Annotated in this window: 28 protein-coding genes; 17 read left to right on the top strand and 11 right to left on the bottom strand. The window is 70.8% G+C overall.

Annotated features, from left to right (window positions below):
* The first annotated feature begins 622 nt into the window (after window positions 1–622).
* Entirely contained in the window at window positions 623–1,348 is a 726-nt protein-coding gene (locus AB0C21_RS02010; protein ID WP_500202220.1) for a ribonuclease HII, read from the top strand.
* Window positions 1,345–1,659, top strand: coding sequence for a DUF2469 domain-containing protein (locus AB0C21_RS02005; protein WP_500202219.1), 315 nt, complete (start codon window positions 1,345–1,347; stop codon window positions 1,657–1,659). Before AB0C21_RS02010 ends, AB0C21_RS02005 begins: the two co-directional genes overlap by 4 nt.
* A 444-nt stretch (window positions 1,660–2,103) precedes the next feature.
* Here AB0C21_RS02005 and dprA read toward each other — a convergent pair whose 3' ends face one another.
* Genes dprA through AB0C21_RS01990 form a run of 3 tightly spaced genes read right to left on the bottom strand, consistent with a single transcriptional unit; the run spans window position 2,104 to window position 5,210 of the window.
* Window positions 2,104–3,303, bottom strand: coding sequence for a DNA-processing protein DprA (gene dprA / locus AB0C21_RS02000; RefSeq protein WP_500202218.1), 1,200 nt, complete (start codon window positions 3,301–3,303; stop codon window positions 2,104–2,106).
* The gene (locus tag AB0C21_RS01995; RefSeq protein ID WP_500202217.1) at window positions 3,300–4,856 is read right to left on the bottom strand and encodes a YifB family Mg chelatase-like AAA ATPase; all 1,557 of its coding nucleotides are present in this window, start codon (window positions 4,854–4,856) and stop codon (window positions 3,300–3,302) included. The genes dprA and AB0C21_RS01995 overlap by 4 nt, the downstream gene beginning before the upstream one ends.
* On the bottom strand, window positions 4,857–5,210 hold the full coding sequence (locus AB0C21_RS01990) for a YraN family protein (protein WP_500202216.1): 354 nt from the start codon (window positions 5,208–5,210) through the stop codon (window positions 4,857–4,859).
* A 157-nt stretch (window positions 5,211–5,367) separates the two neighbouring features.
* Here AB0C21_RS01990 and AB0C21_RS01985 point away from each other — a divergent pair, with 157 nt between their 5' ends.
* Entirely contained in the window at window positions 5,368–6,279 is a 912-nt protein-coding gene (locus tag AB0C21_RS01985; RefSeq protein WP_500202215.1) for a tyrosine recombinase XerC, read from the top strand.
* Between the two features lie 406 nt (window positions 6,280–6,685).
* On the opposite strand, the gene AB0C21_RS01980 is transcribed toward AB0C21_RS01985, so the two are convergent.
* The gene (locus AB0C21_RS01980; RefSeq protein ID WP_500202214.1) at window positions 6,686–7,384 is read right to left on the bottom strand and encodes a murein hydrolase activator EnvC family protein; all 699 of its coding nucleotides are present in this window, start codon (window positions 7,382–7,384) and stop codon (window positions 6,686–6,688) included.
* A 390-nt stretch (window positions 7,385–7,774) separates the two neighbouring features.
* Between AB0C21_RS01980 and rpsB the strand changes: the two genes are divergently transcribed.
* The 5 genes from rpsB to AB0C21_RS01955 all read left to right on the top strand — a co-directional run bounded on the left by rpsB (window position 7,775) and on the right by AB0C21_RS01955 (window position 12,150).
* Complete coding sequence (gene rpsB, locus AB0C21_RS01975; RefSeq protein WP_500202213.1) at window positions 7,775–8,764, top strand: 30S ribosomal protein S2; 990 nt, start codon at window positions 7,775–7,777, stop codon at window positions 8,762–8,764.
* Window positions 8,765–8,848: 84 nt separating this feature from the next.
* Window positions 8,849–9,685 (top strand): translation elongation factor Ts, encoded by an 837-nt coding sequence (tsf, locus tag AB0C21_RS01970; protein ID WP_149257789.1) that lies wholly within the window; start codon window positions 8,849–8,851, stop codon window positions 9,683–9,685.
* Window positions 9,686–9,743: 58 nt separating this feature from the next.
* Entirely contained in the window at window positions 9,744–10,523 is a 780-nt protein-coding gene (pyrH, locus tag AB0C21_RS01965; protein ID WP_149257788.1) for a UMP kinase, read from the top strand.
* Window positions 10,524–10,597: 74 nt separating this feature from the next.
* Complete coding sequence (gene frr, locus AB0C21_RS01960; protein ID WP_149257787.1) at window positions 10,598–11,155, top strand: ribosome recycling factor; 558 nt, start codon at window positions 10,598–10,600, stop codon at window positions 11,153–11,155.
* 221 nt (window positions 11,156–11,376) lie between these two features.
* Window positions 11,377–12,150 (top strand): phosphatidate cytidylyltransferase, encoded by a 774-nt coding sequence (locus AB0C21_RS01955; protein WP_500202212.1) that lies wholly within the window; start codon window positions 11,377–11,379, stop codon window positions 12,148–12,150.
* Between the two features lie 72 nt (window positions 12,151–12,222).
* Here the strand turns inward: AB0C21_RS01955 and AB0C21_RS01950 are convergent, their stop codons facing one another.
* Window positions 12,223–13,368: a suppressor of fused domain protein gene (locus tag AB0C21_RS01950; RefSeq protein ID WP_500202211.1), complete on the bottom strand. Its 1,146-nt coding sequence runs from the start codon at window positions 13,366–13,368 to the stop codon at window positions 12,223–12,225.
* Between the two features lie 161 nt (window positions 13,369–13,529).
* Between AB0C21_RS01950 and rlmN the strand changes: the two genes are divergently transcribed.
* The 3 genes from rlmN (at window position 13,530) to AB0C21_RS01935 (ending at window position 16,134) form a co-directional block, all read left to right on the top strand.
* Window positions 13,530–14,675 carry a dual-specificity RNA methyltransferase RlmN gene (gene rlmN, locus AB0C21_RS01945; RefSeq protein ID WP_500202210.1) on the top strand — a complete coding sequence of 382 codons (1,146 nt, stop codon included), beginning with the start codon at window positions 13,530–13,532 and terminating at the stop codon, window positions 14,673–14,675.
* 67 nt (window positions 14,676–14,742) lie between these two features.
* On the top strand, window positions 14,743–15,246 hold the full coding sequence (locus AB0C21_RS01940) for a DivIVA domain-containing protein (RefSeq protein ID WP_500202209.1): 504 nt from the start codon (window positions 14,743–14,745) through the stop codon (window positions 15,244–15,246).
* Between the two features lie 63 nt (window positions 15,247–15,309).
* Window positions 15,310–16,134 carry a DUF1963 domain-containing protein gene (locus AB0C21_RS01935; RefSeq protein WP_500202208.1) on the top strand — a complete coding sequence of 275 codons (825 nt, stop codon included), beginning with the start codon at window positions 15,310–15,312 and terminating at the stop codon, window positions 16,132–16,134.
* A 101-nt stretch (window positions 16,135–16,235) separates the two neighbouring features.
* Here the strand turns inward: AB0C21_RS01935 and AB0C21_RS01930 are convergent, their stop codons facing one another.
* The 6 genes from AB0C21_RS01930 to AB0C21_RS01905 form a co-directional block, all read right to left on the bottom strand.
* A complete protein-coding gene (locus tag AB0C21_RS01930; RefSeq protein ID WP_500202207.1) occupies window positions 16,236–16,928 on the bottom strand; it encodes a hypothetical protein in 693 nt (230 codons plus the stop codon).
* Entirely contained in the window at window positions 16,925–17,641 is a 717-nt protein-coding gene (locus tag AB0C21_RS01925) for an ATP-binding cassette domain-containing protein (protein WP_500202206.1), read from the bottom strand. Before AB0C21_RS01925 ends, AB0C21_RS01930 begins: the two co-directional genes overlap by 4 nt.
* 351 nt (window positions 17,642–17,992) lie before the next feature.
* Complete coding sequence (locus tag AB0C21_RS01920) at window positions 17,993–18,430, bottom strand: HIT family protein (RefSeq protein WP_500202205.1); 438 nt, start codon at window positions 18,428–18,430, stop codon at window positions 17,993–17,995.
* Window positions 18,423–18,914 (bottom strand): NUDIX hydrolase, encoded by a 492-nt coding sequence (locus tag AB0C21_RS01915; RefSeq protein WP_500202204.1) that lies wholly within the window; start codon window positions 18,912–18,914, stop codon window positions 18,423–18,425. Before AB0C21_RS01915 ends, AB0C21_RS01920 begins: the two co-directional genes overlap by 8 nt.
* A gap of 27 nt (window positions 18,915–18,941) precedes the next feature.
* Window positions 18,942–19,199, bottom strand: a complete 258-nt coding sequence (locus AB0C21_RS01910) for a type II toxin -antitoxin system TacA 1-like antitoxin (protein WP_500202203.1) — start codon at window positions 19,197–19,199, stop codon at window positions 18,942–18,944.
* Window positions 19,200–19,295: 96 nt separating this feature from the next.
* Window positions 19,296–19,757, bottom strand: coding sequence for an Lrp/AsnC family transcriptional regulator (locus tag AB0C21_RS01905; protein WP_500202202.1), 462 nt, complete (start codon window positions 19,755–19,757; stop codon window positions 19,296–19,298).
* Between the two features lie 164 nt (window positions 19,758–19,921).
* On the opposite strand from AB0C21_RS01905, the gene AB0C21_RS01900 reads away from it, so the two are divergent.
* The 6 genes from AB0C21_RS01900 to AB0C21_RS01875 are packed head-to-tail and all read left to right on the top strand — an operon-like array spanning window position 19,922 to window position 26,950.
* Window positions 19,922–21,355: a gamma-aminobutyraldehyde dehydrogenase gene (locus AB0C21_RS01900; protein WP_500202201.1), complete on the top strand. Its 1,434-nt coding sequence runs from the start codon at window positions 19,922–19,924 to the stop codon at window positions 21,353–21,355.
* A gap of 37 nt (window positions 21,356–21,392) precedes the next feature.
* Window positions 21,393–22,547: an ABC transporter ATP-binding protein gene (locus AB0C21_RS01895; RefSeq protein ID WP_500202200.1), complete on the top strand. Its 1,155-nt coding sequence runs from the start codon at window positions 21,393–21,395 to the stop codon at window positions 22,545–22,547.
* Window positions 22,544–23,797: a polyamine ABC transporter substrate-binding protein gene (locus AB0C21_RS01890; RefSeq protein WP_500202199.1), complete on the top strand. Its 1,254-nt coding sequence runs from the start codon at window positions 22,544–22,546 to the stop codon at window positions 23,795–23,797. The genes AB0C21_RS01895 and AB0C21_RS01890 overlap by 4 nt, the downstream gene beginning before the upstream one ends.
* Window positions 23,797–24,660, top strand: coding sequence for an ABC transporter permease (locus tag AB0C21_RS01885; protein ID WP_500202198.1), 864 nt, complete (start codon window positions 23,797–23,799; stop codon window positions 24,658–24,660). The genes AB0C21_RS01890 and AB0C21_RS01885 overlap by 1 nt, the downstream gene beginning before the upstream one ends.
* Window positions 24,657–25,508 carry an ABC transporter permease gene (locus AB0C21_RS01880; protein ID WP_500202197.1) on the top strand — a complete coding sequence of 284 codons (852 nt, stop codon included), beginning with the start codon at window positions 24,657–24,659 and terminating at the stop codon, window positions 25,506–25,508. The genes AB0C21_RS01885 and AB0C21_RS01880 overlap by 4 nt, the downstream gene beginning before the upstream one ends.
* Window positions 25,505–26,950 carry an NAD(P)/FAD-dependent oxidoreductase gene (locus AB0C21_RS01875; protein ID WP_500202196.1) on the top strand — a complete coding sequence of 482 codons (1,446 nt, stop codon included), beginning with the start codon at window positions 25,505–25,507 and terminating at the stop codon, window positions 26,948–26,950. The genes AB0C21_RS01880 and AB0C21_RS01875 overlap by 4 nt, the downstream gene beginning before the upstream one ends.
* The last annotated feature ends 1 nt before the right edge of the window (window position 26,951 follow it).

Here is a 26,951-nt window from a genome sequence, read left to right as displayed (position 1 = left end):
CTGGAGGCGGCGGGGTGGTGCGGGGCCTGGGCCTGTCACTGCTGGGCCGCGTCCTTGCGCCGGTCGGCTCGACGGCAGGTCTGGCGGCTGCATAACGCGGGGTTCTGGGCGCGGTGCCTGGAGGCGGCGGGGTGGTGCGGGGCCTGGGCCTGTCACTGCTGGGCCGCGTCCTTGCGCCGGTCGGCTCGACGGCAGGTCTGGCGGCTGCATAACCCGGGGTTCTGGGCGCGGTGCCTGGAGGCGGCGGGGTGGTGCGGGGGCCTCGGGCGGTGGCGGCTGAGGTGCGTCCATGTGGGGCGGCTTGACGCAATGTTCGGCCACCGCGTGATCGGGAGGTCTGGACGCGGCTTCTGGGGGCTCGCTGAGTCGCTCGGCGGCTCCGGCCAGTGCCTGACTCGGGCCTGGTGCCTGAGGTCGGCGGCCCAATCGACGTCCACAGGATCGCGTTGCTCCGGTGACGGTTTGCCGGGTGCGTGGATATGGGCGCTGCTCGCGTTTTGAGCGGAGCGAGCCTGGGGTGGGCTGCGTTCTGGGTTGGGTGGATTCGGTGGGGTGGGGCATACGCGAGTAAGGGGCGCGTTCGGGGAGCGGTCGGGGCTTGGTGGGACGTACGCTGCGGAGCATGAACGGTCGTCCACTCCGCTTCACGCCGCGCCGGGACGCAGGGCTGTTCGCGTACGAGCGGGCTCTCGGTCACGCCGGTTTCAGCCCCGTCGCGGGCGTCGACGAGGCGGGGCGGGGGGCGTGTGCGGGACCGATGGTCGTCGCTGCGGTGATCCTCCAGGGCGGACGGGGCAAGATCGAAGGCCTCACGGACTCCAAGCTGCTCACCCCCGCGCGCCGGGAGCGGCTGTACGCGGAGATCATCGAGCGTGCCTACGCGTGGAGCGCCATCGTGATCCCGTGCCACGACATCGACCGGATAGGGCTGCACCGGTGCAACGTCACCGGGATGCGGCGGGCGCTGGCCGCCCTCGACAAGCGTCCCGCGTATGTGATCAGCGACGGGTTCCCGGTGCCGGGGCTGGACGTCCCCGGGCTTCCGATGATCAAGGGCGACCAGGTTGCGGCCTGCGTCGCCGCGGCGTCCATCGTCGCGAAGGTCACCAGGGACCGGATCATGGTGGATCTCCATGAGCGGTATCCGGAGTACGGCTTCGACGTCCACAAGGGCTATGTGACCCGTGCGCACGGCAAGGCGCTCGCCGCGCACGGCCCGTGTCCTGAGCATCGGTTCTCCTACGTCAATGTCGGGCGTGCCTTGCGCAACAATGGAGATGTGGTCCTGGAGGAGGAGACCGAGGGGGAACTCCCCGACCAGGACCGCACGGAAGGGGCACGAGCGTGAGCGCGGAGGATCTCGAGAAGTACGAGACCGAGATGGAGCTTCAGCTCTATCGCGAGTACCGCGACGTCCTCGGGCTGTTCAGCTACGTCGTCGAGACCGAGCGCAGGTTCTACCTCACGAACTCGGTCGACCTCCAGGTGCGCAGCGTCGACAACGGCGAGGTCTTCTTCGAGGTCACCATGCAGGACGCGTGGGTCTGGGACATGTACCGCCCGGCCCGCTTCGTCAAGAACGTCCGCGTTGTCACGTTCAAGGACGTCAACGTCGAGGAACTGGCGAAGAGCGAATTCGAACTCCCCGCCGACCAGTAGCCCGCTTCGACGCCCGACGGCGTCCCGGGCGCATGCCGTGGCGGTCTGCAAACGCGATCGCGATGGGATCCGCTGTCGTCCGGTTCGTACCCGAGGGGTTCCGGGCGGGTGCTGTGGCGGTTTGGCAACGCGATCGCGATGAGTTCCGCTGTCGTCCGGTTCGTACCCGAGGGGTTCCGGGCGCGTGCTGTGGCGGTCTCCCAGCGCGATCGCGATGAGAGCCTCTGCGGTCCGTTCTGTGTTCGACGGGGTTCCGAGCGCGTGCTGTGGCGGTCTGCCAACGTGATCGCCGCGAGATCCTCTGCCGTCCGGTCTCGTGTGGGGGGGCGGCCATCACCTGCGGATTTTCGGGCCCATGCGTTTGGTGGGTGGGGCTTTGTGCTGCTTCCTCTGAGGGCTTCGGTCCGCTCTTGGCGGGTGAGCATGGGGGATCGGGGTGGCTCATCAGGGCTCCTGGGAGGGGGCGTTGCCGGCGTCCGGGCGAGCGGGTGGGGGCGGCTCGGGTGGGCTGTTCGACTTGCCGGATTTCGTCAGGCGCCAGCCGGAGGGCGTGCGTTCTATGAAGCCGCCGGCGGCGAGGAGGCCGAGTTTGGCGTTGACGGTGTTCAGGTCCACGCCCGCCTTGACGGCGAGCTGGGCGGGGCCGGTGGTGCCGCGGGCCGGGAACGCCTCCAGGACGGAGCGGGTGACCGGTTCCAGGCGGTCGCGGGGCAGGACGGGGGTGGCCGGGGGAGGGGCCAGGTCGGCGCCGATGCGGCCGACGGCCTCGATGATCTCCTCGGGGCGGGTGACGAGGGTGGTGCCCTCCTCACGTAGGAGGCGGTGGCAGCCGACCGAGGAGCGCGAGGTGATCGGGCCCGGGACGGCCATCACCACGCGGCCGAGCCTGGCGGCCCAGCTCGCGGTGTTGAGGGCACCGCTGCGCGCCTCCGCCTCGACGATGACGGTGCCGCGGGAGAGCGCGGCGATCACCCGGTTGCGGACGAGGAAACGGAGGCGGTGCGGGTGGGTGCCCGGCGGCGACTCGCTCACCAGCAGCGCTCGCCGCGCCATCTCGGCGAAGAGCCCCTCGTTGGACGCCGGATAGGGGACGTCCACCCCGTTCGCCAGGACCGCGACCGTCGGGCCGTCGGCGGCCAGGGAGCCGCGGTGGGCGGCCGCGTCGATGCCGAGGGCGCCGCCGGAGACCACCGTCCACCCCCGGTCGGCGAGCTCGGAGGCGAAGTCGGCGGCGGCGCGCAGGCCGTAGGGGGACGCGGCGCGGGAACCGACGATGGCGACCGAACGCAGGCAGCTGTTGCGCAGGTCGCCGGGGCCGCGCAGCCACAGGGCGTACGGGCGCCCGGTGCCGAGGTCGTCGAGGGTCGTCGGCCATTCGGGCTCTCCCGGGCAGATGAGGCGGCCGCGGAACCGGGCGCACACGGCCATGTCCTGGTCGGGTTCGGCGGCGATGAGGCGGATCCGCCAGGTGTCGAGACGCCGCGCCTCCTGGGGTGTGGTCGGCACGCCGGGCGGGACGCGCGTGGTTCGGATCGCCTCCAGCGACTCTTCGGGGCCGCAGTGGTCGATCATGCGGTTGAGGAAGGCGTCGCCGGGCTCGGCGACCGCGGTCAGGGTGGCGCGGGCGGTTCGCTCGTCGCTCATTGGCGCCCCGCCGACCAGAGGGTGAGCGCGCCGCCGACGTCGTCGGGCCCGGGTTCGTCATGGCCCGCGAGGTCGGCGATCGTCCACGCCACCCGCAGGACCCGGTCGAGGCCGCGTGCGCTGAGGGTGCCTCGTTGCAGGGCCTCGTCGACCCCCTGCATCGCCTCCTGGGCCGGGGTGAAGCGGCGGCGCAGTTCCGGCCCGGGGACCTCGGAGTTGGACCGCCACGGGGTGCCGGCCAGGCGCCTTATCGTTCGCTCGCGGGCCGACATGACCCGTTCGGCCACGACCTTGCTCGACTCGGCGAACTCCAGGTCGTAGCGGAGCTCGGCCCGGCTGGCCGGGGTGAGCTCCAGTTTGAGGTCGATGCGGTCGAGGAGGGGGCCGGACAACCGGCTGGCGTACTTGCGGCGGACGCCCGGGGCGCAGGAGCAGTCGATCTGCTTCGCCGCGGCGCACGGGCACGGGTTGGCCGCCAGCACGAGCGTGAACCGTGCGGGGAAGTGCGCCATGCCCTCGATGCGGCTGATCCGTACTTCGCCCTCCTCCAGCGGCTGCCGGAGGGCGTCGAGCGTCCCGGCCATGAACTCCGGGGCCTCGTCCAGGAACAGGATCCCGCGGTGTGCGAGGGACACCGCGCCCGGCTGGAGCACGCGTCCCGAACCGCCGCCGACCATCGAGGCGCGGGAGGCGGTGTGGTGCGGCGCGTAGAACGGCGGCTGCGTGATCAGCGGCTGGCCCGGCCGGAGGGTTCCGGCGACCGAGTGGATCGCGGTGACCTCCAGGGCGACCTCCGGTTCGAGCGGCGGCATCAGCGTCGGGAGCCGTTCCGCGAGCATGGTCTTCCCGCACCCGGGAGGGCCCGCGAAGAAAAGGTGGTGCCCTCCCGCGGCGCTGATCTCCAGGGCGCGGCGGGCCTCGGCCTGGCCCCGGACGTCGGCCAGGTCGAGGTCGGGCGCGATCTCCTGCTGCCGCAGGGCGAAACCATTCGCGGGCGCGGAGGCACCCTCCTCCTCTCCGTCATCCTCGACGGGCGGCGGTTCGTCGCGCAGTAAGCACAGGAGTTCGCGGAGGGTGCCCGCCGGCACGACCTTCATGTCCGGGACGAGTTCGGCCTCCGCGGCGTTGGCGCGCGGGACCACGACCGTGCGGCACCCGCGGTTGGCGGCGGCCAGCACCGCGGGCAGCACGCCCTGGATGGGGCGGATTCGCCCGTCCAGGCCCAACTCGCCGACCAGCACCAGGTCAGCGCACCCGCGCGGCGGCACGACCTCCGCCGCCCCGAGCAGCGCGATCGCTATGGCCAGGTCGAAGGCCGAGCCCTTCTTCGGCATGCTCGCGGGGAACAGCGAGACCGTGACGTGGCGGTTGGGCCAGTCCTCGCCCGAGTTGAAGATCGCCGCCCGGACGCGGTCGCGGGCCTCGCTGAGGGCGGTGTCGGGGAGGCCGACGAGGTGCAGGCCGGGCACTCCGCTGGTGATGGCGGCTTCGACGTCCACGACGAATCCGTCGACACCGACCAGGGAGACCGAGCGCGTCTTCGCCAGCGTCATTCAGCACACCTCCCGGAGGTGATCGATCGAGAAGTCGTCGCCGTCGCCGATCAGGCCGAGCACGTCGACCCGGATCTGTGCGCCGCGGACGCCGTGCGCGGCCGCCCACCGCCACGCCAGCCGGCGCAACCGGGCGGCCTTGTCGGTGGTGATCGCTTCGAACGGATCACCGAATCGGGCCGACCTGCGGGTCTTCACCTCGCATGCGACGTGTCTTCGCCCGTCGTGGGCGATGATGTCCAGCTCGCCCTCGTTGCACCGCCAGTTGCGGTCGAGGATCGTCCAGCCGAGCCCGGCCAGGTACGCGGCCGCGGCGTCCTCGCCGCGGCGGCCGAGATCGATGTGGGTGTTCATAGGCCTCACCTCCGGCCTTCGACGGTGCCGGAGCGTGGCGGAGAGTAGTCATAGAACAGCGTTCTGTGGATAACGCCCTGCGGGCATTCCGGGTGATTCGCTCGAAACCGGGGGTCGGTGCTTGCTTCGGCCGTGACCTTGGCGCAGCGTGGCGCCTGTGACCAACGCGCTGGAGGACGCCGTCGCCGAGTTCGGGCGCCATCTGCGCGCCGAACGGGACGTCTCGCCCCACACCCTGCGGGCCTATCTCGGCGACCTGGCAGACCTCTGCGCCTATGCCGCCCTTGCCGGTCTGACGGAGCCGGCAGAACTGGACGTCACGGTCCTGCGGGCATGGCTCGCCCGTCAGCACGCTCTCGGCCGTTCCCGGGCGACCTTGGCTCGCCGGACGGCCGCGGTCCGCGCCTTCACCCGCCATCTCCACCGGCGGCGGCTCCTTGAGGACGACCCTGGCCTGCTCCTAGGCACACCCAAGCGGCGGCGTGACCTGCCCACAGTCCTCACACAGGACGATGCGGCACACCTCCTCGACACCGTGGACCCCGAAGGCCCCCTGGGGCTCCGCGACCTGGCCGTCCTGGAGGTCCTCTACGGGACGGGTGTCCGCGTGAGCGAACTGTGCGGGCTCGACATAGACGACCTGGACACCGGTCGCAGGACCGTGCGAGTGCTGGGGAAGGGCGGGCGTGAGCGGACGGTCCCCCTAGGAGAGCCCGCTGCCCGCGCCGTCCAGGACTGGCTGCGCGCAGGGCGCCCCGCGCTCGCGACGGACCACAGCGGCCCGGCCCTCTTCCTCGGCGCGCGCGGAGGCCGCCTGCACCCGACGAGCGCCCGGCGGATCGTCCACACGAGGATCTCGGAGGTCGGGCGGATCCCGGACCTCGGCCCGCACGGCCTGCGCCACTCCGCCGCCACCCACCTTCTCGAGGGTGGCGCCGATCTCCGGAGTGTCCAAGAGATCCTCGGCCACGCGTCCCTGCAGACGACCCAGATCTACACGCACGTGTCGGCCGAACGCCTGAAGCAGGTCCACCGCCAAGCCCACCCCCGAGGAACCCGCTCCGACTAGATCGTCTTTCAAAGTCCCGGCCCACTTCGCTCGCCTTGCGGCTGTGTTAACGCAGTCCCGGCCCACTTCGCTCGCCTTGCGGCTCGCTACGTGACCGGGCCTGGGCGAACGCGGCATCGCTTCGCGATCTGCCCGGTTCCGCTCGCCTCCGGCTTCCCTCCACCGGCCAGGTCACGCGTTCGCGCGCGTGGCCGAGGGCCACTTCGAGACAGGCCTGTGAGTCTTGTGCTGGCTGGTCTGGGATCGGCTGGCAAGGATGGTGTCGGCTGCTGCGGCCTTGGTCGTGACTCGAGACAGGCTCCCTAGCCGCAGCATTCCTCCCCGTCGAACCGGTCGTAAGTGCTTGATGGCTGGAGCAGGGCTGCCGCCCGGCTGGCGGAGCCGGGCGGCAGGAGTGAGAGGCGGGTCAGGGAGCGCGCCGCAGGCGGCGTTCCTGGGAGAGGTTGATGACGCCCGGTGGCTGACGGCGGCGGCGGTGCAGGCGGAAGCGGATGCGGGTCCGGTGCCAGGCGAAGACCAGGGCGAAGGACAGGACCATGCCCGTGAGCGCGCCGCCCGTGGCCGTGGCAGCGCCGCGCAAGGCCATCCTCGGCTGCGGAGACGGCGGATCGTCCGCGCGGGGAGCCGCCGACGGGGAGGGCCGCTGCCAGAGGGGCAGGAGGCGGACCTGATGCTGGACGAGGTTCAGCGGGTTCAGGTACAGGGCACCGCGGCGCAGGCCCCAGTGCAGGCACGCCGTGGGGCAGTGGAGCGTCCCGCGCTGCAGGACGCCGATCCGCGTGCCGGACGTGACGCGGCGGCCGACGTGGACGCTGGGCCGGACGGGCAGGTAGGTGGTCCGCAGGGCGCCATGGTCGATCGCCACGACGCCCCGTCCGGCCAGGTCGTCGGCGTACGCGACGCGTCCCGGCCCGGCGGCGTAGACGGCCTGCCCCGGACGGGCCGCGAGGTCGACGCCGCGGTGGCCCGCGCCCCACGGGACGGCCGGCGGCGAGAAGCCCCGGACCACCCGGGGAGCGGGCGGCCCTAACGGCCGGCGCCAGGCGTCCAGGCCGGGAGAGCCGATGGCGATCATGCAGGTGAGGAGCAGCGAGAACACGGTCATGGACCGAACCCTGCCCGGCGGAGGAGCGCCCCGTCGACAGGGTCCGCGAACTGTGGATAACCGCGGGGATCGATGAGGCCCGGACACCTTCGCGCCCTGATAATCTGTAGGGGTGTCCGAAAGGGCACCGGTCAGGGCCAGGCCGTCGTCGTCCCGCTTCTTGGCGGGCAGGCGAGAAGCCGCTCCCAGAGCGGGCGGGGCCCAGACCCGGAGACGGGTCACAGCCGCCTGGAGGTATCCCGGCGGCTGATTTCACGCGTCCGCATGCCACCGCAATCCTGGTGGGGCGCAGTCCCTCGGTCCGTCGCCTCGGCGACGGTGGGGCAGCACCCGGGCGCAGGCAGACAACCAAATGCGGCCCGGCAGGGCCAGAGAAGGAGAACACGGGCAATGGCACCCGTCGTCACCATGCGGCAGCTCCTTGAGAGCGGCGTCCACTTCGGCCACCAGACCCGCCGGTGGAACCCGAAGATGAAGCGCTTCATCCTCACCGAGCGCAACGGCATCTACATCATCGACCTGCAGCAGTCGCTGTCCTACATCGACCGCGCCTTCGAGTTCGTCAAGGCCACCGTGGCCCACGGCGGGACGATCCTGTTCGTCGGCACCAAGAAGCAGGCCCAGGAGTCCATCGCCGAGCAGGCCACCCGGGTCGGCATGCCCTACGTCAACCAGCGCTGGCTGGGCGGCATGCTCACGAACTTCTCCACCGTCCACAAGCGGCTCACCCGGCTCAAGGAGCTGGAGGAGATCAACTACGACGACGTGGCCGGCTCCGGCATGACCAAGAAGGAGCTCCTCGGCCTGCGCCGCGAGAAGGACAAGCTGGAGCGCACCCTCGGCGGTATCCGCGACATGGCGAAGGTTCCGAGCGCCATCTGGATCGTGGACACCAAGAAGGAGCACATCGCGGTCAACGAGGCCAAGAAGCTCGGCATCCCGGTCGTCGCCATCCTCGACACCAACTGCGACCCCGACGAGGTCGACTACCCGGTCCCGGGCAACGACGACGCCATCCGCAGCGTCAGCCTGCTGACCCGCGTCGTGGCCGACTCCGTCGCGGACGGCCTCATCGCCCGCGCGGGCGCCGCGTCCGGTGGCGACGAGAAGCCCGCCGCGGCCGCCGGCGGCGAGGAGCCCCTGGCCGAGTGGGAGCGCGACCTGCTGAAGCCCGCCGAGGCCGAGGACGCCGCGCAGGCGCCCGCCGAGGCTCCGGCTGAGGCCCCCGCCGAGGCCCCGGCTGAGGCCCCCGCCGAGGCTCCGGCTGAGGCCGCCGCCGAGGCTCCGGCCGAGGCCCAGGCCGACGCCGCCGAGGCCGCCCCGGCAGAGGAGGCCCCGGCCGAGGAGGCCCCGAAGGCCGCCGAGGCCGAGCAGGCTTGATCCCGCGGTCCCGGCGGCTCCCGTGCGGAGCCGCCGGGACCGTCGCGGGTCCCACGACCAACGACGAGAGAAGCGAAGAGAGCGATGGCCAACTTCACCGCCGCTGACGTCAAGCGGCTGCGCGACCTGACCGGCTCCGGCATGATGGCCGTGAAGAACGCCCTCACCGAGGCCGACGGCGACTTCGAGAAGGCGACCGAGCTGCTGCGCCTCAAGGGCGCCAAGGACGTCGGCAAGCGCGCCGAGCGCACCGCCGCGAACGGACTGGTCGCCGAGCACTTTGCGAACTCCGGTGACGGGGCGCTGCTGGAGCTCAACTGCGAGACCGACTTCGTCGCCAAGAACGCGCAGTTCATCGAGCTCGCCCAGCGCCTGGTCGAGTTCGCCGCCGGCAGCGGCGCCGCCGACGCCGACGCCGTGCTGGCCGCCGAGATCGAGCCCGGCAAGACCGTCCAGGCCCTGATCGAGGAGAACAGCGCCAAGATCGGCGAGAAGCTGGAGCTGCGCCGGTTCGCCCACTTCCAGGGCGCCTACGTGGCCAGCTACCTGCACAAGTCCGACCCGTCCCTGCCGCCGACCACCGGCGTGCTGGTCGAGCTGGACACCGAGAACGCCGAGGTCGCCAAGGACGTCGCCCAGCAGATCGCGGCGATGGCCCCCAAGTACCTCACCCGCGAGGAGATCCCCGCCGAGGCGATCGAGAAGGAGCGGGCGCTCGCCGAGCAGCTCACCCGCGACGAGGGCAAGCCCGAGAAGGCCATCCCGAAGATCGTCGAGGGCCGGGTGAACGCCTACTTCCGCGACTTCGTGCTCGTGGAGCAGGCGTTCGTGAAGGACAACAAGAAGACGATCGCCAAGGTCCTCGACGAGGCCGGCGTCAAGGTCGTCCGCTTCGCCCGGTTCAAGGTCGGGCAGGCGTAAGGGCACTCTGGAGACGAGTACCCGTCAGAAGCAGCGACGCAACGAGGAGGCCGCCGACGTGCCGGACAAGACGACCAGTAGCGCGACGGCGGCCTCGTCGTCCCGCCAGCACGCACCCCGCTCGGGCTGGAAGAGGGTGCTGCTGAAGCTCTCGGGCGAGGCCTTCGCCGGACGCGACCCGCTCGGCATCGACCCGGAGGTCGTCCAGCACGTCGCCGAGGCGATCGCCGAAGCCGTCCGGGACGGCGTGCAGGTGGCGGTCGTGTGCGGCGGCGGCAACATGTTCCGCGGCGCCGTCATGGCCGAGCGCGGCATGGACCGCGGCCGCGCCGACTACATGGGGATGATCGGCACCGTCATCAACTGCCTGGCCCTGCAGGACTTCCTGGAGAAGCTGGGGCTCGACACCCGCGTGCAGACCGCCATCACCATGAGCCAGGTGGCCGAGCCGTACATCCCGCGCCGCGCCATCCGGCACCTGGAGAAGGGCCGCGTGGTCATCTTCGGCGCCGGGCTCGGCCAGCCCTTCTTCTCCACCGACACCACCGCCGCGCAGCGCGCGCTGGAGATCGGTGCGGAGGCGGTGCTGAAGGCCACGCAAGTGGACGGTGTCTACGATGCCGATCCCCGAAAGAATCCAGACGCGGTCAAGTTCGACCGTTTGGAATACGGTGAAGTTCTACAGCGGGGCCTGAAGGTCATGGACGCCACGGCCATCAGCCTCTGCATGGACAACGCGCTCCCCATCGTGGTCTTCGACCTCATGGGGCAGGGCAACATCGTCCGGGCCGTCCGGGGTGAGAAGATCGGCACGCTGGTCAGCCCGGCGGAGGGCTGACCGCAGCCCCGGACCGCGCCGGACGCGGCGCGGAACCGCAGGACCAGGGCCGACCAGATGACACGGGAGTCACAGTGATCGACGAGACCCTCCTCGAAGCCGAGGAGAAGATGGAGAAGGCGGTCGCGGTCGCCAAGGAGGACTTCCAGGCCATCCGCACCGGCCGGGTCACCCCCGCGATGTTCAACAAGATCACCGCCGAGTACTACGGGACGCCGACGCCGGTCAACCAGCTCGCGTCGTTCACGCTGCCCGAGCCGCGGATGGTCATCGTCCAGGTCTTCGACAAGTCGTCCATGCAGGCCGTGGAGAGGGCCATCCGCGACAGCGACCTCGGCGTGAACCCCACCAACGACGGCAACGTCATCCGGGTGGTCTTCCCCGAGCTGTCGGAGGAGCGCCGCAGGGAGTTCATCAAGGTCGCCGGCACCAAGGCGGAGGAGAGCCGCGTCTCCATCCGCAACATCCGGCGCCGCGCCAAGGACGCCCTCGACAAGCTCGCCAAGGACGGCGAGGTCGGCGAGGACGAGGTCAGGCGTGCCGAGAAGGAACTCGACGACACGACGCACCGCTACGTGGCGCAGATCGACGAGCTGCTCGAGCACAAGAAGGCCGAACTGCTCGAAGTCTGATGGAACTCGACGACGCCGGGGAGCCCTCGGGCTCCCCGGACGAGCCGGAGGTCGACATGGCCGGCCCACCCCCCGGAGAAGCACTGGACTCGCCCCCCGGGCAGGGGCCGGACGGCTCCGGCGACTCCTCTCCTCCTAGCGGCGCGACTCCTTCCGGTGGCGCGACGTCCGCCGGAAAGCCTCCGAGCAGGACAGGGCGAAACCTCCCGATCGCCATAGGCGTGGGCGTCGCGCTCGGCGCCCTCGTGCTGGTCTCGCTGTACACGATCAAGGAGATCTTCCTTGGCGTGATGGTCGTGTTCCTGTTCCTCGGCATGCGGGAACTGACCGAGGCGCTCAAGAGCCGCGACATCCGCGTCCCGTTCATCCCCGTCGCGACCGGCATGGTCGGCACGCCCGTCGTCGCCTACGTGTGGGGCGCGACGGCGACCGTCGCGGCGGTCTCGCTGACGGTCCTGGCGCTGCTGATGACGCGCATGGCCGAGGGCGCCTCCGGATACGTGCGGGACGTCACCGCCGGGTCGCTCGTGGCCGGCTACCTGGTGCTGATGGGCGGGATCGTCGCGCTGCTCATGCGCCCGGCGGACGGTGACCACCGCATCGTCATCTTCATCGCCACCACCGTCGCCAGCGACATCGGCGGCTACTTCGCCGGATCCTTCCTGGGCAAGCACAAGCTGGCGCCCACCATCAGCCCGAAGAAGACCTGGGAGGGCGTCACCGGGTCCGCCCTCACCTGCATGGCCGTCGGCGGATGGCTGGTGTGGTGGCTCCTGGACGGCGGCCACGTCTGGCAGGGCGTGATCATCGGGCTCGCGGCCGTGGTCACCGCGACCGCCGGCGACCTCGTCGAATCGATGATCAAGCGGGATCTCGGCATCAAGGACATGGGAACGCTCCTGCCCGGACACGGCGGGGTCATGGACCGCCTCGACTCCCTCGTCGCAACGGCTCCCGTCGTCTGGCTGCTGCTGGAACTGTTCGTCCCCAGCTAAAGCGACCCCAGGGGACGAGAGTCCCTGGCCCGGCTGCGGGCCATTTCTGGGGCAGTCCCAGAGACGAGTCGCCTAGGAGACGATCCAGGAGCGGCCCTGCTGGGCCAGACGCCGTATGAGCGCGTCCGACCCCTCGCTCTTGGCGAAGCGGTGCTCCTCGCCCGTGATGGGCACGAGCCACAGCCATCGGACGGCGTCTCCGTTGAGCGTCAGCCCGGTCATGGCAGGCGCCCCGGGACCTGCGAGACGGTTCGGGTCGTCCAGGAGGAGCACCCCTTCCCAGGACGCCTCACCGGTGCTGAGCGGGAACGTGCGCGCCTCGTGGTACCACTTCACGACGTCCCCCGGGGCGAACCAGGTCACCGACCGCCACGGGTACTGCGCCAGCCACGGGAAGATGCTCCCCGCGCGCTGGCTGGGCAGAGTGCTGGCGACGGCCAGCTCGATGCGTCCGTATGGGGCGACGTCGTCCTCGTACAGCTCGACTGTGGGCATCCGCTGGCGGCTCATTCCGACCGTGCTCAGAACCGTGAACTCCCGGCCGCCCCTTGCGGGCCGCTCCGACACACCTACGGTCGGGGCCATGCTCGGCCTGCCGCTCGCCAACTGCCGTCCGACATCGTGCCAGTAGTGGCCGCTGGGGCCGAGACGTTGCAGCAGGTGGCCGAGCACCGACTGCTGGAACTCCGCCCAAGAACCGTCCGCGCGGCACCTCTTCCAGTGCTCGCGCGCTAGGTCGATACGCGGCCCGAAGTCCTCGATCTCCTCGTCCAAGGGGAAGGCGAAGGGGCTCTGTAGCGTGGCGTCGCGCGCGTAGCCCGGGATGCCGCGGCCCATGTCCGACCAACCGGGGATCACCAGCAGCGGGTCGCCCGCCTCCAGGACGGCGACCCCGTCGCCCTCCTCGAACCACACGACCTCCAGCGCCTCGGCGTCCAGCGGGGGGCGTCCCGCGGGGTGGCGCACATGGGTCTCCGGGAGGAGCGGCGTGAGGCCCGCGTCGAGCCGCGCCACGTCCAGCTCCCGCGGGGCCTCGCGGTGGTTCGCGACCCAGACCGCCCCGACCACCGAGTCGCGCGCGTCCTTCAGGTAGGCCGCGGTGACCTCGCCGTCGGTCTCGACGGTGAGCCGCCGGCTGCCGTACGGGCTGGCCGCCGCGTGGACGACCGTGGCCGCTGACCCCCGGGGCGAGGCCGCGCCCCTGCGCAATACCGACATGATCGAGACCTTAGCCGCAGACAAGACCGTGTGCAGGGATGTCGCCGTTCGGGAATGGCGGTGCTGGAAGCGTCCCCCGCCGCGGGAGCGGCGCCGTCCGGGGATGGCGGGCGTCCCGGACGGACGATGCACGCGCGGGTGTTTGCGACACTGGAAGCACCATGTCTACCACCCAGCCCGCCGCGACCGGCGCCGCGTCCGAGAAGACCCCGGCGAAGCTCGTCTTCGCCGCCCCCAGGCGCGGCAAGCCGCCGAAGCACCTCGCCGACCTCACCACGGCCGAGCGCCGCGAGGCGGTCGCCGCGCTGGGGGAGAAGCCGTTCCGCGCCGACCAGCTGTCGCGCCACTATTTCGCGCGCCTCGTCGACGATCCCGCCGAGATGACGGACCTGCCGGCCGCCGTCCGGGAACGCCTCGTCTCCGAACTGCTGCCGTCGCTGCTGACCCCCGTACGCGAGATGGACTGCGACGGGGGGACGACCCTCAAGACCGTCTGGAAGGCCTTCGACGGCGTCCTGTTCGAGTCGGTCCTGATGCGGTACCCCGACCGGGCCACGATGTGCGTCTCGTCCCAGGCGGGCTGCGGGATGAACTGCCCCTTCTGCGCGACCGGTCAGGCAGGGCTCACCCGCAACCTGTCCACGGCCGAGATAGTCGAGCAGGTCGCCGCCGGCGCGCGCGCACTCGCCCGTGGACGCATCCCAGGCGGTCCCGGACGCGTCTCCAACATCGTCTTCATGGGCATGGGCGAGCCCCTGGCCAACTACAAGGCCGTGATAGGCGCGGTCAAGCGCATCACCGATCCGGCGCCCGCCGGCCTGGGCATCTCCCAGCGGTCGGTGACGGTCTCCACGGTCGGGCTCGTTCCGGCCATCGAGAAGCTCGCCGCGGAAGACATGTCGGTCAGGCTGGCGGTGTCCCTGCACGCGCCCGACGACGAGCTCCGCGACGACCTCGTGCCCGTCAACAACCGGTGGAAGGTCGCCGAGGTGCTGGACGCGGCCTGGGCCTACGCCGACCGCAGCGGCCGCCGCGTCTCGATCGAGTACGCCCTCATCAAGGACGTCAACGACCAGGCGTGGCGGGCCGATCTTCTCGGAAGGCTCTTGCGCGGGCACCTCGTGCACGTCAATCTGATTCCGTTGAACCCAACGCCGGGTTCCAAGTGGACCGCCTCACGGCCCGAGGACGAGCGCGAGTTCGTCCGCCGCCTGGAGGCCCACGGGGTCCCGGTCACGGTGCGCGACACTCGGGGCAGGGAGATCGACGGGGCCTGCGGGCAGCTGGCCGCGGCGACCAAGGACTGAGCGCGCCGCCGGTGCGTCCCTGGCGCCGCGCGGGGCGCAGGGGACACGGCTGAGGAGCGCGGTGCCGGTGAAGACGGGTACACGGCTGCCGGTGGTCTTGCGGGGCTACGACCGGGACGAGGTCGACGCCCTGCTGAAGCGGGTCTCGCAGGCGCTGAGCGGCGGACCGCAGATGGCCGCGGACGAGGTGCGCCAGGCGCGCTTCACCACCGTCCTGCGCGGCTACGAGCATCGCGCGGTGGACGAGCTGCTCCGCGAGTGCATCAGGGAGCTCCAGGCCATGGCGCCGTTCGGGGAGCGACCCGGCCGCACGCGCGCCCAGCCGGCCTGGCTGATCAACTGGATCCAGAACGCGCGGTTCTCGGGCGCCGGGCTGCGCCCCGGCTACGACGTGCGGGACGTGGACGCGTTCCTCGACCGCGTGATCGCCGGGCTGCGCGGCGTCGCCCCGCCCGTGACCGCCCGCGACGTGCGGGAGAGCGCGTTCCGCACCGTCCGGCTCGGGCCCGGCTACGACGAGCAGGAGGTCGACCGCTTCCTGCTGCAGCTGTCGGCCGCGCTCGAACGCTGACGCGGTTATCCACAATTTCGCGGGATGCTGCGCGCCGGGTGAGGTCCGCGCCACGCTACGTGCATGGACCCCTTCGCCGCACAGTACCGACGGCTCCGCGCCCTGTTCGACTCCTTCCTCGCCCCCGAGATCACGGCCCTCCTGCTGCCCCTGATCAAGCCTGCGCTGCGCCTGTCCGGCCATGGCGAGGTGCCCGTCCGCCTCGGCGGCGCGCCGCTGCTGCCGCCGGGCGAGCCGTGGCCGACGTGGAAGGGCCGCCCGCTCGACTTCTTAGGCGCGATCGACATCGCGGGCCTCGCCCGCCTGGCCGAGATCCCCGGCCTGCCCGCCTGCCGCGCCGCGTTCTACTACGCGAGCGAGATTCCCCGCCCCTGGGGCGACGAGCCCGATCACCGCGGCGGCTGGCGCGTCCTCACCGGCGACCTCCGCCCTACGGCCACGCCACCGGGCAGCGTCTCCTACCCGGAGACCACACTGGGCGCCGCTCCGTTCCTCTCCCTGCCCTCTCCCCAGGAAGCCGTCATCCAGCGCCTGGAGAGCGTCTACGACGGCATCGTGCCCGTGTACGAACAACTGCACGCCGCCTGGACGCGCCACACCTGCCCGGACGACGCACCCGCCCACCAGTTGGGCGGCTGGCCGACGCTCGTCCAGCGTCCGCTCGGCCCCGACTGCCTGTACGCCTCGACCGGCCGCACCCTGAACTCCCTCCACCCGCCGGCCCTTACACCCGACGAGCAGCGCGCGGTCGGGGAGTGGCACCTCCTCCTCCAGCTCGACTCCGACGACCGCCTCGGCTGGTACTGGGGCGACCCGGGCCGCGTCTATTTCTGCAACCGCCGCGACACCCCCTTGGAGCAGACATGGCTGACCGTCCAAGCCGCCTGACACAGGCCACACCGCTCCTGGAGGGGCGGGCTTCTCCCGGCCGCGAACGTGGCGGAAGAGGCCACCCCTGGGCCGTCCTGCGGACGACCCCCGCCGGGCTCTCAGAGGGTGCGGCGGGGGACGGTGAGGAGGTAGGCGGCGCCGACCACCGCGGACCAGACGAGCACGTGGAGGGCGGTCGCGGGAAAGTGCGAGACGAAGGCGCTCGGGCCGTCGTGGGCCGCGTGCATCCAGCCGATCATCGGGACGGAGAGCCAGGAGAGCCGTCCCATGCCGAGGAGCAGGAGCGCGGTCGCGCCGCCGAGGAGCGCCAGCAGCGAGACGCCGGGATCGGGGATGAGGGCGCGGCTCGTCCATGCCCCCAGCAGTGTGCCCGGGACGGCGACGAGGAGGTTCAACGCGCAGCCCGCCAAGATGGCTTCCCCTGGCGAACCGACCTGGAAGGCCTGAATGAGAGGAACGGCCAGTGCCAGCGCGCCCAGTGAGACGTTCACGCAGTAAGCGGCGAGCAGACCGGCCCACGTGGGCGCGGACGGGTGGCGGGCCGCGGTGGCGGTCAGAGCGCGTTGCTCGTCGGGCTGGGTGTCGAGGAGGGCGCGGGCCGCCCACGCCCACACGGGGAACAGGATCGCCGCGACGTCCGCGAGCGTCCGCACGGCGAGGGCGGCGGCGTCCGGGCCGCCCGGCCCCTGCGAAAGGACCAGCGCGACGATCAGCGCCACGACGATCAGCGGCTGCAGGACGCGCAGCGAGCGGAGGTATCCCGCCACCTGGAACCGGACGAGCGCGATCACTCCGCGGGCCTTCGGACCCGGTAGCCGTCGGCGCGCAGCTTCGTCTCCACGGTGTCGGCCTCGTCGGCGGGCACCTCGACCTCCAGGACGGTCCAGGAGCTTCCGTCCCCGGCCGCCAGCGGGGTCACGGAGCCGTCGGCGACGTGCAGGCGGTCGACGCCCGGCATCGCCTCGATGCAGCGCTGGTGGTCGCTGACGACGACGGTGGAGCCGCGCGCCGCGAACTCGGAGATCAGCTCGGGAAGCGCATCGCGTGTGGCGGCGTCCAGGCCGGCGAAGGGCTCGTCGAGGACCAGCAGTTCGGGGTCCGCCATGAGCGCCTGCGCGATCCCGATCTTCTGGGCGCTGCCCTTCGACAACTCGGGCAGTCGGACATCGAGGAGGTGGTCGAAGCTCAACCGCTCCGCCCAGGCGTCGCAGGCGGCGGCGGGGACGCGTCGTATGGCCGCCATGTGGCCCAGGTAGGCGCGGACGCTGAACGGCTGGTCCACCGGGAACCGCTCAGGCGCGTAGCCGACCCTCGCGGGACGGCCCTTGACGGCGCCCGCACGGGGCCTGCGCAGGCCGGCCATCACGCGGAGAAGAGTGGACTTCCCCGCGCCGTTATGCCCGGTCACCTCGGTCACACTTCCTTCCGGAAGCGACAACGTGACGTCCCGGAACACCCACGGATCCCGCCGACGGTATCGAAAGGCGACACGCTCCAGCCGCATGACAACCAGACGCTAGAGCCAACCGCATAAGGACGCCGTTAGACCCGCCACCCCAAGAGTCGCCCCACCGCGGTGGAGTGCGCTGGGCGGGACTGTCCTAAAGATCGTGTGGGTGGGGTGGTGATCCGGAAGGCTGGGGCCTTTGCCTTGGCCGGGAAGGATCACACGTGACCAACCACGATGAGGACGAGCCGTAGGGCGGGCTGGAGGTCCAGCTCGCCGCCGATCTGGTCGAGAAGGCCAAGGCCGAGGGGGTGTCGCTGGCTTCGAGAGGGGGCGCTGGCGTGGGGGAGGGGTGGGGGATTCGGGGTGGGGTGTATTGGGGGCGGGTGGTTTTGCGGGTTGGGGTTGTTAGGTGGGGGTGGTTAGGGCTTGGGAGAGGCGGGTTGCGTAGGTGGCGGCTTCGGTTTCGGAGGCGTATTTCTGGCGGGGCCAGAAGAAGCCGCGGAGGCCGTCCTTCGGGTTGCGGGGGACCACGTGGACGTGCAGGTGCGGGACGCTTTGGCTGATCCGGTTGTTCATGGCGACGAACGAGCCGGCTGCTTCGAGGGTGTCTTCCATCACCTTCGCCAGGCGTTGGGCCTGGGCGAAGAACGGTCCGAGGAGGTCTTCGGGCAGGTCCGTGAGCGTCTCGTAGTGCGTCCGGGGGACCAGGAGGGTGTGCCCCTTGAACAGTGGCCGAGTGTCGAGGAACGCCATCGCGTCCGGTGCGTCGAGCACGATGTGCGCGGGACGCTCTCCCTTGATGATCTCGCAGAACAGACAAGCCCTGCTCGCAGCTTCAGCCATCCCCCCATTCTCCAGCCCCGCGCACCAGCCGGCCGGGTGGGGTCATCAGGGCCAGGGTCGTGTCGAGGGGTTGCGCGTCGTGGGGACGGGGGGTGGTCGGGTCCCACAAGCGGATCGCGGCTATTTCGTCGGTGGGGGTGAAGGCGCTGGGGCGGGTGGGGGATTCGCCCGTGTAGATGGCCGCGTACTCCTCTCGGAGCGGCGAGACCAGGCGGAAACGGGCGTAGCCGGCGAGGGTCAGACCCGGGAGGTGGAGGCCGGTCTCCTCATGGAGTTCGCGGACCGCCGCTTCCAGGGGCGACTCGCCCGCCTCGATGGCTCCGCCCGGGAGTTCCCATTGGCGGCGGTGGCGGTCGTAGACCAGCAGGAGGTGATGGTCGTGCCAGACCGCCGCCAAGGCCGCGGGCATCGGGGCGTCACTGGGGACGGGATGGGCGGCCGGGAGGAAGTCCGTCAGCTCGTTGCCTTCGCGGTCCTCCGCCAACGGGTTCCCTCGGCCTGGCATGGCGGGTCAGGTCAGGGCCAGCAGAAGGGCCGTGTAGGGAGGGATCGGGTCGGGGGCGGGTGCCGCCGCCTCCTGTGCGGCGGCGTGTTCGTAGAGGTCGCGTTCGGCGCGGTCCAGGGCGGCTGACAGGACGTAGTCGGTGACCGTCCAGCCGATCAGCTCGGCCGCCGTGCGGATCACGAGGAACTGCTCCGCGGAGGTCCGGAAGGCGATGTGATCGTCGGCGGGATCGACCGGAAGGTCCTGGCGAACCGACTCGGGCATGGCCGGTCTCCCTTCCTTGCGGCCTTTAAAAGTACGCCGCGAGGTGTTGCCAGAACATCCCCTCAGAGAACGAGAATCGTCGGGTGTCTGATGGAGTCAGCGGGTTCCCCAGGAGTAGGTCTGTTTGCGAAGTTTGAGGTAGACGAAGCTCTCGGTGGAGACAACGCCGGGTATGGCGCGGATTCGGCCGAGAAGTTCCAAAAGGCGTTCGTCGTCCTCGCAGACGAGTTCCAGGAGGATGTCGAACGAGCCGGCGGTGATCACCACGTAGTCGATCTCGTCGAGCGCCGCGAGCTCGTCGGCGGTCTTCTCCAGGTCGCCCTCGCACCTGACGCCGATCATCATCTGCCGGTGGAAGCCGAGCATGAGCGGGTCGGTGACGCCGACGATCTGCATGACCCCCGTGTCGAGGAGCTTCTGCACGCGCTGGCGCACGGCGGCCTCGGAAAGGCCCACGGCCTTGCCGATGGCGGCGTAGGAGCGGCGGCCGTCCTGCTGGAGCTGCTCGATGATCTGCTTGGCGGTCTCGTCGAGCTGGACGCGGGGGGCCCGTTCCATCAGGATCTCCTAGCTGCGGCATCGAGGGTGTGAGGCCTCTGGGTCAAGTGAATCAGTCGTGAAACTGGATCGTAACAACGGAATCACTTGTGTTGGGCTGAATCCTCTGTCAGGGTCGGGCCAACAGGACACAACGGGCGAAGATGCCCAGGAGGGACCTGAGGATGAGCGGCGAGCGGCTGCGCAACTTTATCGGCGGAGAGTACGTCGACGCCAAGGACGGGCGGACGCTGGAGGTGGTCGACCCCAGCACCGGCGAGACGTACGCGGAGGCGCCAGTGTCCGGCGCCGAGGACGTCGACGCCGCGTTCCGCGCGGCGGCCGACGCGTTCCCCGCCTGGCGCGACGCCACGCCGGGCGAGCGGAGCCTCGCGATGCTCCGCTTCGCGGACGCGGTCGAGAAGCGGGCGGAGGAGCTCGTCAGGGCGGAGAGCCGGGACACCGGCAAGCCGCTCCAGATGACGCTCGAAGAAGAGGTGCCGCCGATGGTGGACAACCTCCGGTTCTTCGCCGGCGCGTCCCGGGTGCTGGAGGGCAAGGCGTCCGCCGAGTACATGGCGGACCACACCTCCTCGATCCGGCGGGAGCCGATCGGGGTGTGCGCCCAGGTGACGCCCTGGAACTACCCGATGATGATGGCGGTCTGGAAGATCGGGCCGGCGCTGGCGACGGGCAACACCGTCGTGCTCAAGCCGTCCGAGACGACCCCCGCGAGCACGCTCATGCTGGCTGAGATCGCGGCCGAGTTCCTGCCCCCGGGCGTCTTCAACGTCGTCTGCGGCGACCGCGAGACCGGGCGTTCGCTGGTGGAGCACCCGACGCCGCAGATGGTGTCCATCACCGGGAGCGTGCGGGCCGGCATGGAGGTCGCCGCGTCGGCGGCCAAGGACCTCAAGCGGGTGCACCTGGAGCTCGGCGGCAAGGCGCCGGTGATCGTCTTCGACGACGCCGACGTCGAGGCGGCGGCGACGGGCATCGCCGAGGCGGGGTACTTCAACGCCGGCCAGGACTGCACGGCCGCCACCCGCGTGCTGGTCGCCGACCGGCTGCACGGGGAGTTCACCGAGGCGCTCACCGAGGCCGCCAAGGGGACGGTCGTCGGGCCTCCCAGCGACGCCGACGCCTTCTACGGGCCGGTGAACAACGCGAACCAGCTGGAGCGCGTCCAGGGCTTCATCGAGCGGGCGCCGAGCCACGCGAAGGTCCTCACCGGCGGTGAGCGCGTGGGTGACCGCGGCTACTTCTTCGCGCCGACCGTCGTCGGCGGCCTCCGCCAGGACGACGAGATGGTGCAGAACGAGGTGTTTGGTCCGGTCATCACCGTCCAGAGCTTCTCGGACGAGGCGCAGGCCGTCGAGTGGGCCAACGGCGTCCAGTACGGGCTGGCGGCCAGCGTGTGGACGCAGAACCACGGCCGCGCCATGCGGATGACCAAGGCACTGGACTTCGGGGCCGTGTGGGTCAACACCCACATCCCGCTGGTCTCGGAGATGCCGCACGGCGGCTTCAAGCATTCCGGCTACGGCAAGGACATGTCGATGTACGGAATCGAGGACTACACCCGCGTCAAGCACGTCATGCACTACATCGGCGGCTGAGCGCCGCCGACCGGAGCCCGTGAAGGAAGTCCCGCCCATGACCGAGACCCGACCCGTCGCGGCGCCGCGCGACGATCCGGCCAGCGCCGTCCCCGCCATCGAGCTCGAGGGCGTCGAGAAGTCGTACCACGCCTACGGCGAGACCGTGGCGGCCGTCCGCGGCGTCGACCTGACGATCGCGGAGGGGGAGTTCTTCTCCCTGCTCGGCCCGTCCGGATGCGGCAAGACGACGACCATGCGCATGATCGCCGGCTTCGAGGAGCCGTCGGCGGGCCGGGTCCGGTTGCACGGGCAGGACGTCACGGACGTGCCGGCCAACCGGCGCGACGTGAACATGGTGTTCCAGTCGTACGCGCTCTTCCCGCACATGAGCGTCTTCGAGAACGTCGCGTTCGGCCTGCGCCGGCGCGGCGTTCCGAAGGCGGAGATCACGCGGCGGGTGGGCGAGATGCTGGAGATCGTCGACCTGACGGGACGGGAGAAGCGCCGTCCCGCCGAGTTGTCCGGCGGCCAGCAGCAGCGGGTCGCGCTGGCCCGGGCGCTGGTGAACGAGCCCCGGGCCCTCCTGCTGGACGAGCCGCTCGGCGCCCTCGACCTGAAGCTGCGCCAGGCCATGCAGGTCGAGCTGAAGCGGATCCAGCGGGGGGTCGGCGTGACGTTCGTGTACGTGACGCACGACCAGGGCGAGGCGCTGACGATGTCGGACCGCGTCGCCGTCATGAACGACGGGGTGATCGAGCAGCTCGGCACGCCGCGGGAGATCTACGAGCATCCCGCGACGCGCTTCGTGGCCGGCTTCATCGGGACGTCCAACCTGCTGGAGGGGGAGGTCGCCGGCACCGAGCCGGGCAGCGCGGTGCTCTCCCACGGCCCGGACGGGCGGATCGAGGTCCCGATGCGGCACGGCCGCGAGGCCGCCGAGGGGGACCGCGTGGAGCTGACGGTCCGCCCCGAGAAGATCTGCATCGGGCTGGACAAGCCCGGTGACGGGCTGTGCGCGGTCCGGGGGACCGTGACCGAGGTCGTGTACCTCGGGACGTCGACGAACTACAACATCACCACCTCGGCCGGCGCCGACGTCGTGGTGTTCCTCCAGAACGCCACGTCCGCCGAAGACGTCGCCGCGCGCGGCGACAGCGTCTGGCTGTCGTGGGACCCGTGCCACTCGTACGCCATAGGAGCCCCACAGTGAGCCAGTTCGACCCCGCCTTCCTGCGCGGACTCACCAGGCCGCGCCTGGCGCGTTCCAGCGCGGGCGGCCCCGCCCGCCGCGACGTCCTCAGGCTGATGGGCGCGGCCGGCGCCGGGCTCGCCCTGTCGGCGTGCGGGGTGAAGGGCCAGGGCGGCAAGGAGAAGGTCAGCCAGAGCGACGTCGAGAAGTACTGGGCGGGCAAGACCAAGAACGGCACGCTCAGCTGGGCGAACTGGCCGGGCTACATGCAGGACGACAGGGAGACCATCAAGGCGTTCGAGAAGGAGACGGGCGTCAAGGTGACCTACAAGGAGGTCATCCAGGAGATGGGCCCCTGGTTCGGCAAGATCCAGGCGCCGCTGGCCGCCGGCCAGTCCATCGGCTTCGACCTGATGGTGATGACGAACGGGATCCAGCTGGAGCAGTGCCGCCAGCTCGGCTACCTGGCGCCGCTCGACCTGTCGAAGCTGCCGAACTTCCAGGCGAACGCCGGCCCGTCGTTCAAGAACCCCTCCTACGACCCCGGCAACGCCTTCACGATCCCGTACGAGTCGGGCGTCACCGGGATCGCGTACAACACCAAGTACGTGAAGGAGGAGATCACCAGCATCGCCCAGCTGTTCGACCCGAAGTACAAGGGCAAGGTCGGCATGATGGGCGACTCGCAGGAGCTCGGGAACTTCGGGATGTTCCTGCTCGGCATCGACCCGGAGAAGTCGACGAAGGCGGACTGGGAGAAGGCCGCCGCGAAGCTGCGGGAGCAGCGCGACAAGGGCATCGTCCGCAAGTACTACAGCCAGGACTACGTCGACGCCGTCAGCAAGGGCGACGTGTGGATGACCATGGCGTGGTCCGGCGACGTGTACAGCCTGACCAGCCCCGACGTGAAGTTCGTGGTGCCCGAGGAGGGCGGCACGATCTGGACCGACAACCTGTGCGTCCCGAAGACCGCCGAGAACCCGGTGGACGCGCTGATGCTGATGAACTGGCTCTACGTCCCGGAGAACAACGCGCCGCTGACCGAGTTCATCAACTACATGCCGCCGATCCCGGCCACCCAGAAGCTCATCGCGCAGAAGGCGGAGCAGGCCGGCGGCTCTGACAAGAAGGACCTGATCCGGCTCAGCACCAGCCCCCTGATCTTCCCCTCGCAGGCCGACCTGGCCCGGCTGCGGCACTACCGGCGGCTCACGCAGGCCGAGGAGGCCGAGTACCAGAAGATCTTCGAGCCGATCTCCAAGGGCTCGTGATGGGCGGGGCGCGGGGGCGGCTCGCGCCGTACCTCATGATCCTGCCGGGCGGGCTGTGGCTGGCGGCGTTCTTCCTCGTCCCGCTCGTGCTGATGGTCTCCCTGTCGCTGCAGACCGGGAACCTCATCGACGGCTTCCAGCAGACGCTGCACTGGCAGAACTACACCGACGGGCTGAGCACCTACGGCGACAAGTTCGTCCGGTCGCTCTGGTACGGGCTGCTCGCGACGATCGCGTGCATCGTGCTCGCCTACCCGGCCGCCTACTGGATCGCGTTCCGGGGCGGGCGCGCCAAGTCGACGTACCTGTTCATGCTGCTGCTCCCGTACTTCGTCTCGTTCATCCTGCGGACGGTCTCGTGGAAGCTCGTCCTCACCGACAACGGGCCGATCCTCGGGCCGCTGCGCGACCACGGCGTCCTGCCGCAGGGGTTCCACATCCTCGACACCGGCGCCGCGGTGGTGTCCGGGCTCGCGTACAACTTCCTGCCGTTCATGGCCCTGCCGATCTACGTGGCGCTCGAACGGGTCGACCCGCGCGTGGTGGAGGCGGCCTACGACCTGTACGCGAGCCGCACGCAGGCGTTCCTGCGGGTCATCCTGCCGCTGTCGCTGCCCGGCGTGTTCGCCGGCGTGATCATGACGTTCGTGCCGGTGTCGTCGGACTACGTCAACGCCGAGGTGCTCGGCGGACCGCAGAACACCATGATCGGCAACGTCATCCAGACCGAGTACTTCAACAACAGCGCCTACCCGATGGCGTCCGCGCTGTCGTTCGCGCTGATGGCGATCCTGCTCGTCGGCATCTTCGCCTACGCGCGCACGCTCGGCACGCAGGACGTCCTGGAGGCGGCCGGCCGATGACGACGCATACCGAGGCCCCGGTGACCCTCACCAAGCAGCCCCCGCGGCCGCGCCGCGCACCCCTCAGGCGCCGGATCTCCGTCCTGCACCTCTACACCCTCGCGCTGATCGCGTGGCTGATCCTGCCCATCGCGATCATGATCCTGTTCGGGTTCAACGACACCCGCAGCAAGCAGAACTTCCAGTGGCAGGGCTTCACGCTCAAGTGGTACGCCCACCTGTTCGACAAGAGCGACCTCACCGCGGCGGTCGTCAACTCGCTGACGATCGCGGTGTTCAGCACGCTGATCACGACCGTCATCGGGACGTTCGCGGGCCTCGCGCTCGGACGCTACCGGTTCCGCGGCAAGGGCTCGACGAACCTGGTGCTGTTCATGGCGATCTCCTGCCCGGAGATCGTGATGGGCGCGTCGCTGCTGTCGATGTTCGTCACGTTCAACCTGCCGCGCGGCTACCTGACGATCCTCCTCGCGCACGTGATGTTCTCGATCGCCTTCGTGGCCGTGACGGTCCGCGCCCGCGTCGTCGGGCTCGACCCCTCGGTGGAGGAGGCGGCGCAGGACCTCGGGGCCGGCCCGTGGACGCGGTTCCGCCTGGTCACCCTGCCGATGATCATGCCGGGCGTGCTGGCGGGCGCGCTGCTGGCGTTCGTGCTGTCCATCGACGACTTCGTCATCACGAACTTCACCAGCGGCGCCACCGTGACGTTCCCGCTGTGGATCTACGGCTCCACCAGGACCGGCACGCCGCCGCAGGTCAACGTGATGGGGACGATCATCTTCGGGGTCGGCGTGGTGATCGCGGTGGTGTCGGCGCGGCGTAGCGCCCGCGCGCGGACGCGAACGTGAACGTGGCCCAGTCGCTCGCCGACGCCGCCCCGGAGCCCATCTGGCTCCAGGACCCGGCCCGCCCCGCCGCGGGCCCGGCCCTGACCGGTGCGCTGGCATGCGACCTCGCCGTCGTCGGCGGCGGGTACAGCGGCCTGTGGACGGCGCTGCTCGCCAAGGAGCGCGACCCGTCCCTGGACGTGGTCGTGCTGGAGGCCGGCCGCATCGGCGCCGCCGCGTCCGGACGCAACGGCGGGTTCTGCGCCGCGAGCCTCACCCACGGCCTGGAGAACGGCCTCGGACGCTGGCCGGACGACGTCCACACCCTTGAACGCCTCGGCTGGGACAACCTGTGCGCCATCGGCGAGACCCTCACCCGCCACGGCATCGACGCCGAATGGGAGCCCACCGGGGAGATGAGCGTCGCGACCGAGGAGTGGCAGGTCCCGCTGCTCCAGGAGGCGGCGGAGAAGGCCTACGAGCACGGCTGGGAACCGATCCTGCTCGGCCCGGAGGCGGTCCGCGCCGAGGTCGACTCGCCCACCTACCTCGCGGGCCTGTGGGACCGCGACGCCGTCGCCATGGTGCACCCGGCCAAGCTCGCCTGGGGCCTGGCGGACGCCTGCCGCTCCCTCGACGTCCGCGTCTTCGAGAACACCCGCGTCACGGCCATGCGTTCCGACGCCCGCGGGCTCCGGCTCACGGCCGCCGCGCCCCCGCGCCGGAACGGCGGCGAGCCCGGTCCGCTCGGGACGGTCACCGCCCGGAAGGTCGCCCTGGGAACCGGCGCCTTCCCGCCGGTCCTGCGGCGCCTGCGCCACTACGTCGTCCCCGTGTACGACTACGCGCTCGTCACCGAGCCGCTCTCCGCCGCCCAGCGCGAGGCCATCGGCTGGCGGCACCGGCAAGGGCTCGGCGACAGCGCCAACCAGTTCCACTACTACCGGCTCACCGCCGACGACCGGATCCTGTGGGGCGGCTACGACGCCGTCTACCACTTCGGCAACGGCTTCCACCCCGGCCTGGAACGCCGCCCCTCCACGTACGCGACGCTGGCCCGGCACTTCTTCGCCACGTTCCCGCAGCTGGAGGGCGTCCGCTTCAGCAACGCCTGGGGCGGCGTCATCGACACGTGCAGCCGCTTCTGCGCCTTCTTCGGGACGGCCTACGACGGCAGGCTCGCGTACGCGGCGGGCTACACCGGCCTCGGTGTCGGAGCCACCCGCTTCGGCGCCGACACCATGCTCGACCTGCTGAGCGTCGGCCTCGCACCCGGCGAGGAGACCGAGCGGACGCGGCTGGAGATGGTGCGCACCAAGCCCGTCCCGTTCCCGCCCGAACCGCTGCGCTACGGCGTCATCGAACTGACCCGGCGCGAGATCGCCCGCGCCGACCGCAACGCCGGACGCCGCGGCCTCTGGCTCCGCACCCTCGACCGCATGGGCCTCGGCTTCGACTCCTGAC

The sequence above is a fragment of the Spirillospora sp. NPDC049024 genome, assembly GCF_040649235.1.
GTDB lineage: Bacteria > Actinomycetota > Actinomycetes > Streptosporangiales > Streptosporangiaceae > Spirillospora.
The sequence above is the reverse complement of the archived record's forward strand: the minus strand, read 5'-3'. Positions and strand labels throughout refer to the sequence as shown.

Coding starts and splice junctions, on each gene's coding strand:
- AB0C21_RS02010 (WP_500202220.1), top strand. CDS start 623: ATGAACGGTCGTCCACTCCGCTTCACGCCGCGCCGGGACGCAGGGCTG.
- dprA (WP_500202218.1), bottom strand. CDS start 3,303: ATGAGCGACGAGCGAACCGCCCGCGCCACCCTGACCGCGGTCGCCGAG.
- AB0C21_RS01995 (WP_500202217.1), bottom strand. CDS start 4,856: ATGACGCTGGCGAAGACGCGCTCGGTCTCCCTGGTCGGTGTCGACGGA.
- AB0C21_RS01990 (WP_500202216.1), bottom strand. CDS start 5,210: ATGAACACCCACATCGATCTCGGCCGCCGCGGCGAGGACGCCGCGGCC.
- AB0C21_RS01980 (WP_500202214.1), bottom strand. CDS start 7,384: ATGACCGTGTTCTCGCTGCTCCTCACCTGCATGATCGCCATCGGCTCT.
- rpsB (WP_500202213.1), top strand. CDS start 7,775: ATGGCACCCGTCGTCACCATGCGGCAGCTCCTTGAGAGCGGCGTCCAC.
- tsf (WP_149257789.1), top strand. CDS start 8,849: ATGGCCAACTTCACCGCCGCTGACGTCAAGCGGCTGCGCGACCTGACC.
- AB0C21_RS01950 (WP_500202211.1), bottom strand. CDS start 13,368: ATGTCGGTATTGCGCAGGGGCGCGGCCTCGCCCCGGGGGTCAGCGGCC.
- rlmN (WP_500202210.1), top strand. CDS start 13,530: ATGTCTACCACCCAGCCCGCCGCGACCGGCGCCGCGTCCGAGAAGACC.
- AB0C21_RS01935 (WP_500202208.1), top strand. CDS start 15,310: ATGGACCCCTTCGCCGCACAGTACCGACGGCTCCGCGCCCTGTTCGAC.
- AB0C21_RS01925 (WP_500202206.1), bottom strand. CDS start 17,641: ATGCGGCTGGAGCGTGTCGCCTTTCGATACCGTCGGCGGGATCCGTGG.
- AB0C21_RS01920 (WP_500202205.1), bottom strand. CDS start 18,430: ATGGCTGAAGCTGCGAGCAGGGCTTGTCTGTTCTGCGAGATCATCAAG.
- AB0C21_RS01910 (WP_500202203.1), bottom strand. CDS start 19,199: ATGCCCGAGTCGGTTCGCCAGGACCTTCCGGTCGATCCCGCCGACGAT.
- AB0C21_RS01905 (WP_500202202.1), bottom strand. CDS start 19,757: ATGGAACGGGCCCCCCGCGTCCAGCTCGACGAGACCGCCAAGCAGATC.
- AB0C21_RS01900 (WP_500202201.1), top strand. CDS start 19,922: ATGAGCGGCGAGCGGCTGCGCAACTTTATCGGCGGAGAGTACGTCGAC.
- AB0C21_RS01895 (WP_500202200.1), top strand. CDS start 21,393: ATGACCGAGACCCGACCCGTCGCGGCGCCGCGCGACGATCCGGCCAGC.
- AB0C21_RS01885 (WP_500202198.1), top strand. CDS start 23,797: ATGGGCGGGGCGCGGGGGCGGCTCGCGCCGTACCTCATGATCCTGCCG.
- AB0C21_RS01880 (WP_500202197.1), top strand. CDS start 24,657: ATGACGACGCATACCGAGGCCCCGGTGACCCTCACCAAGCAGCCCCCG.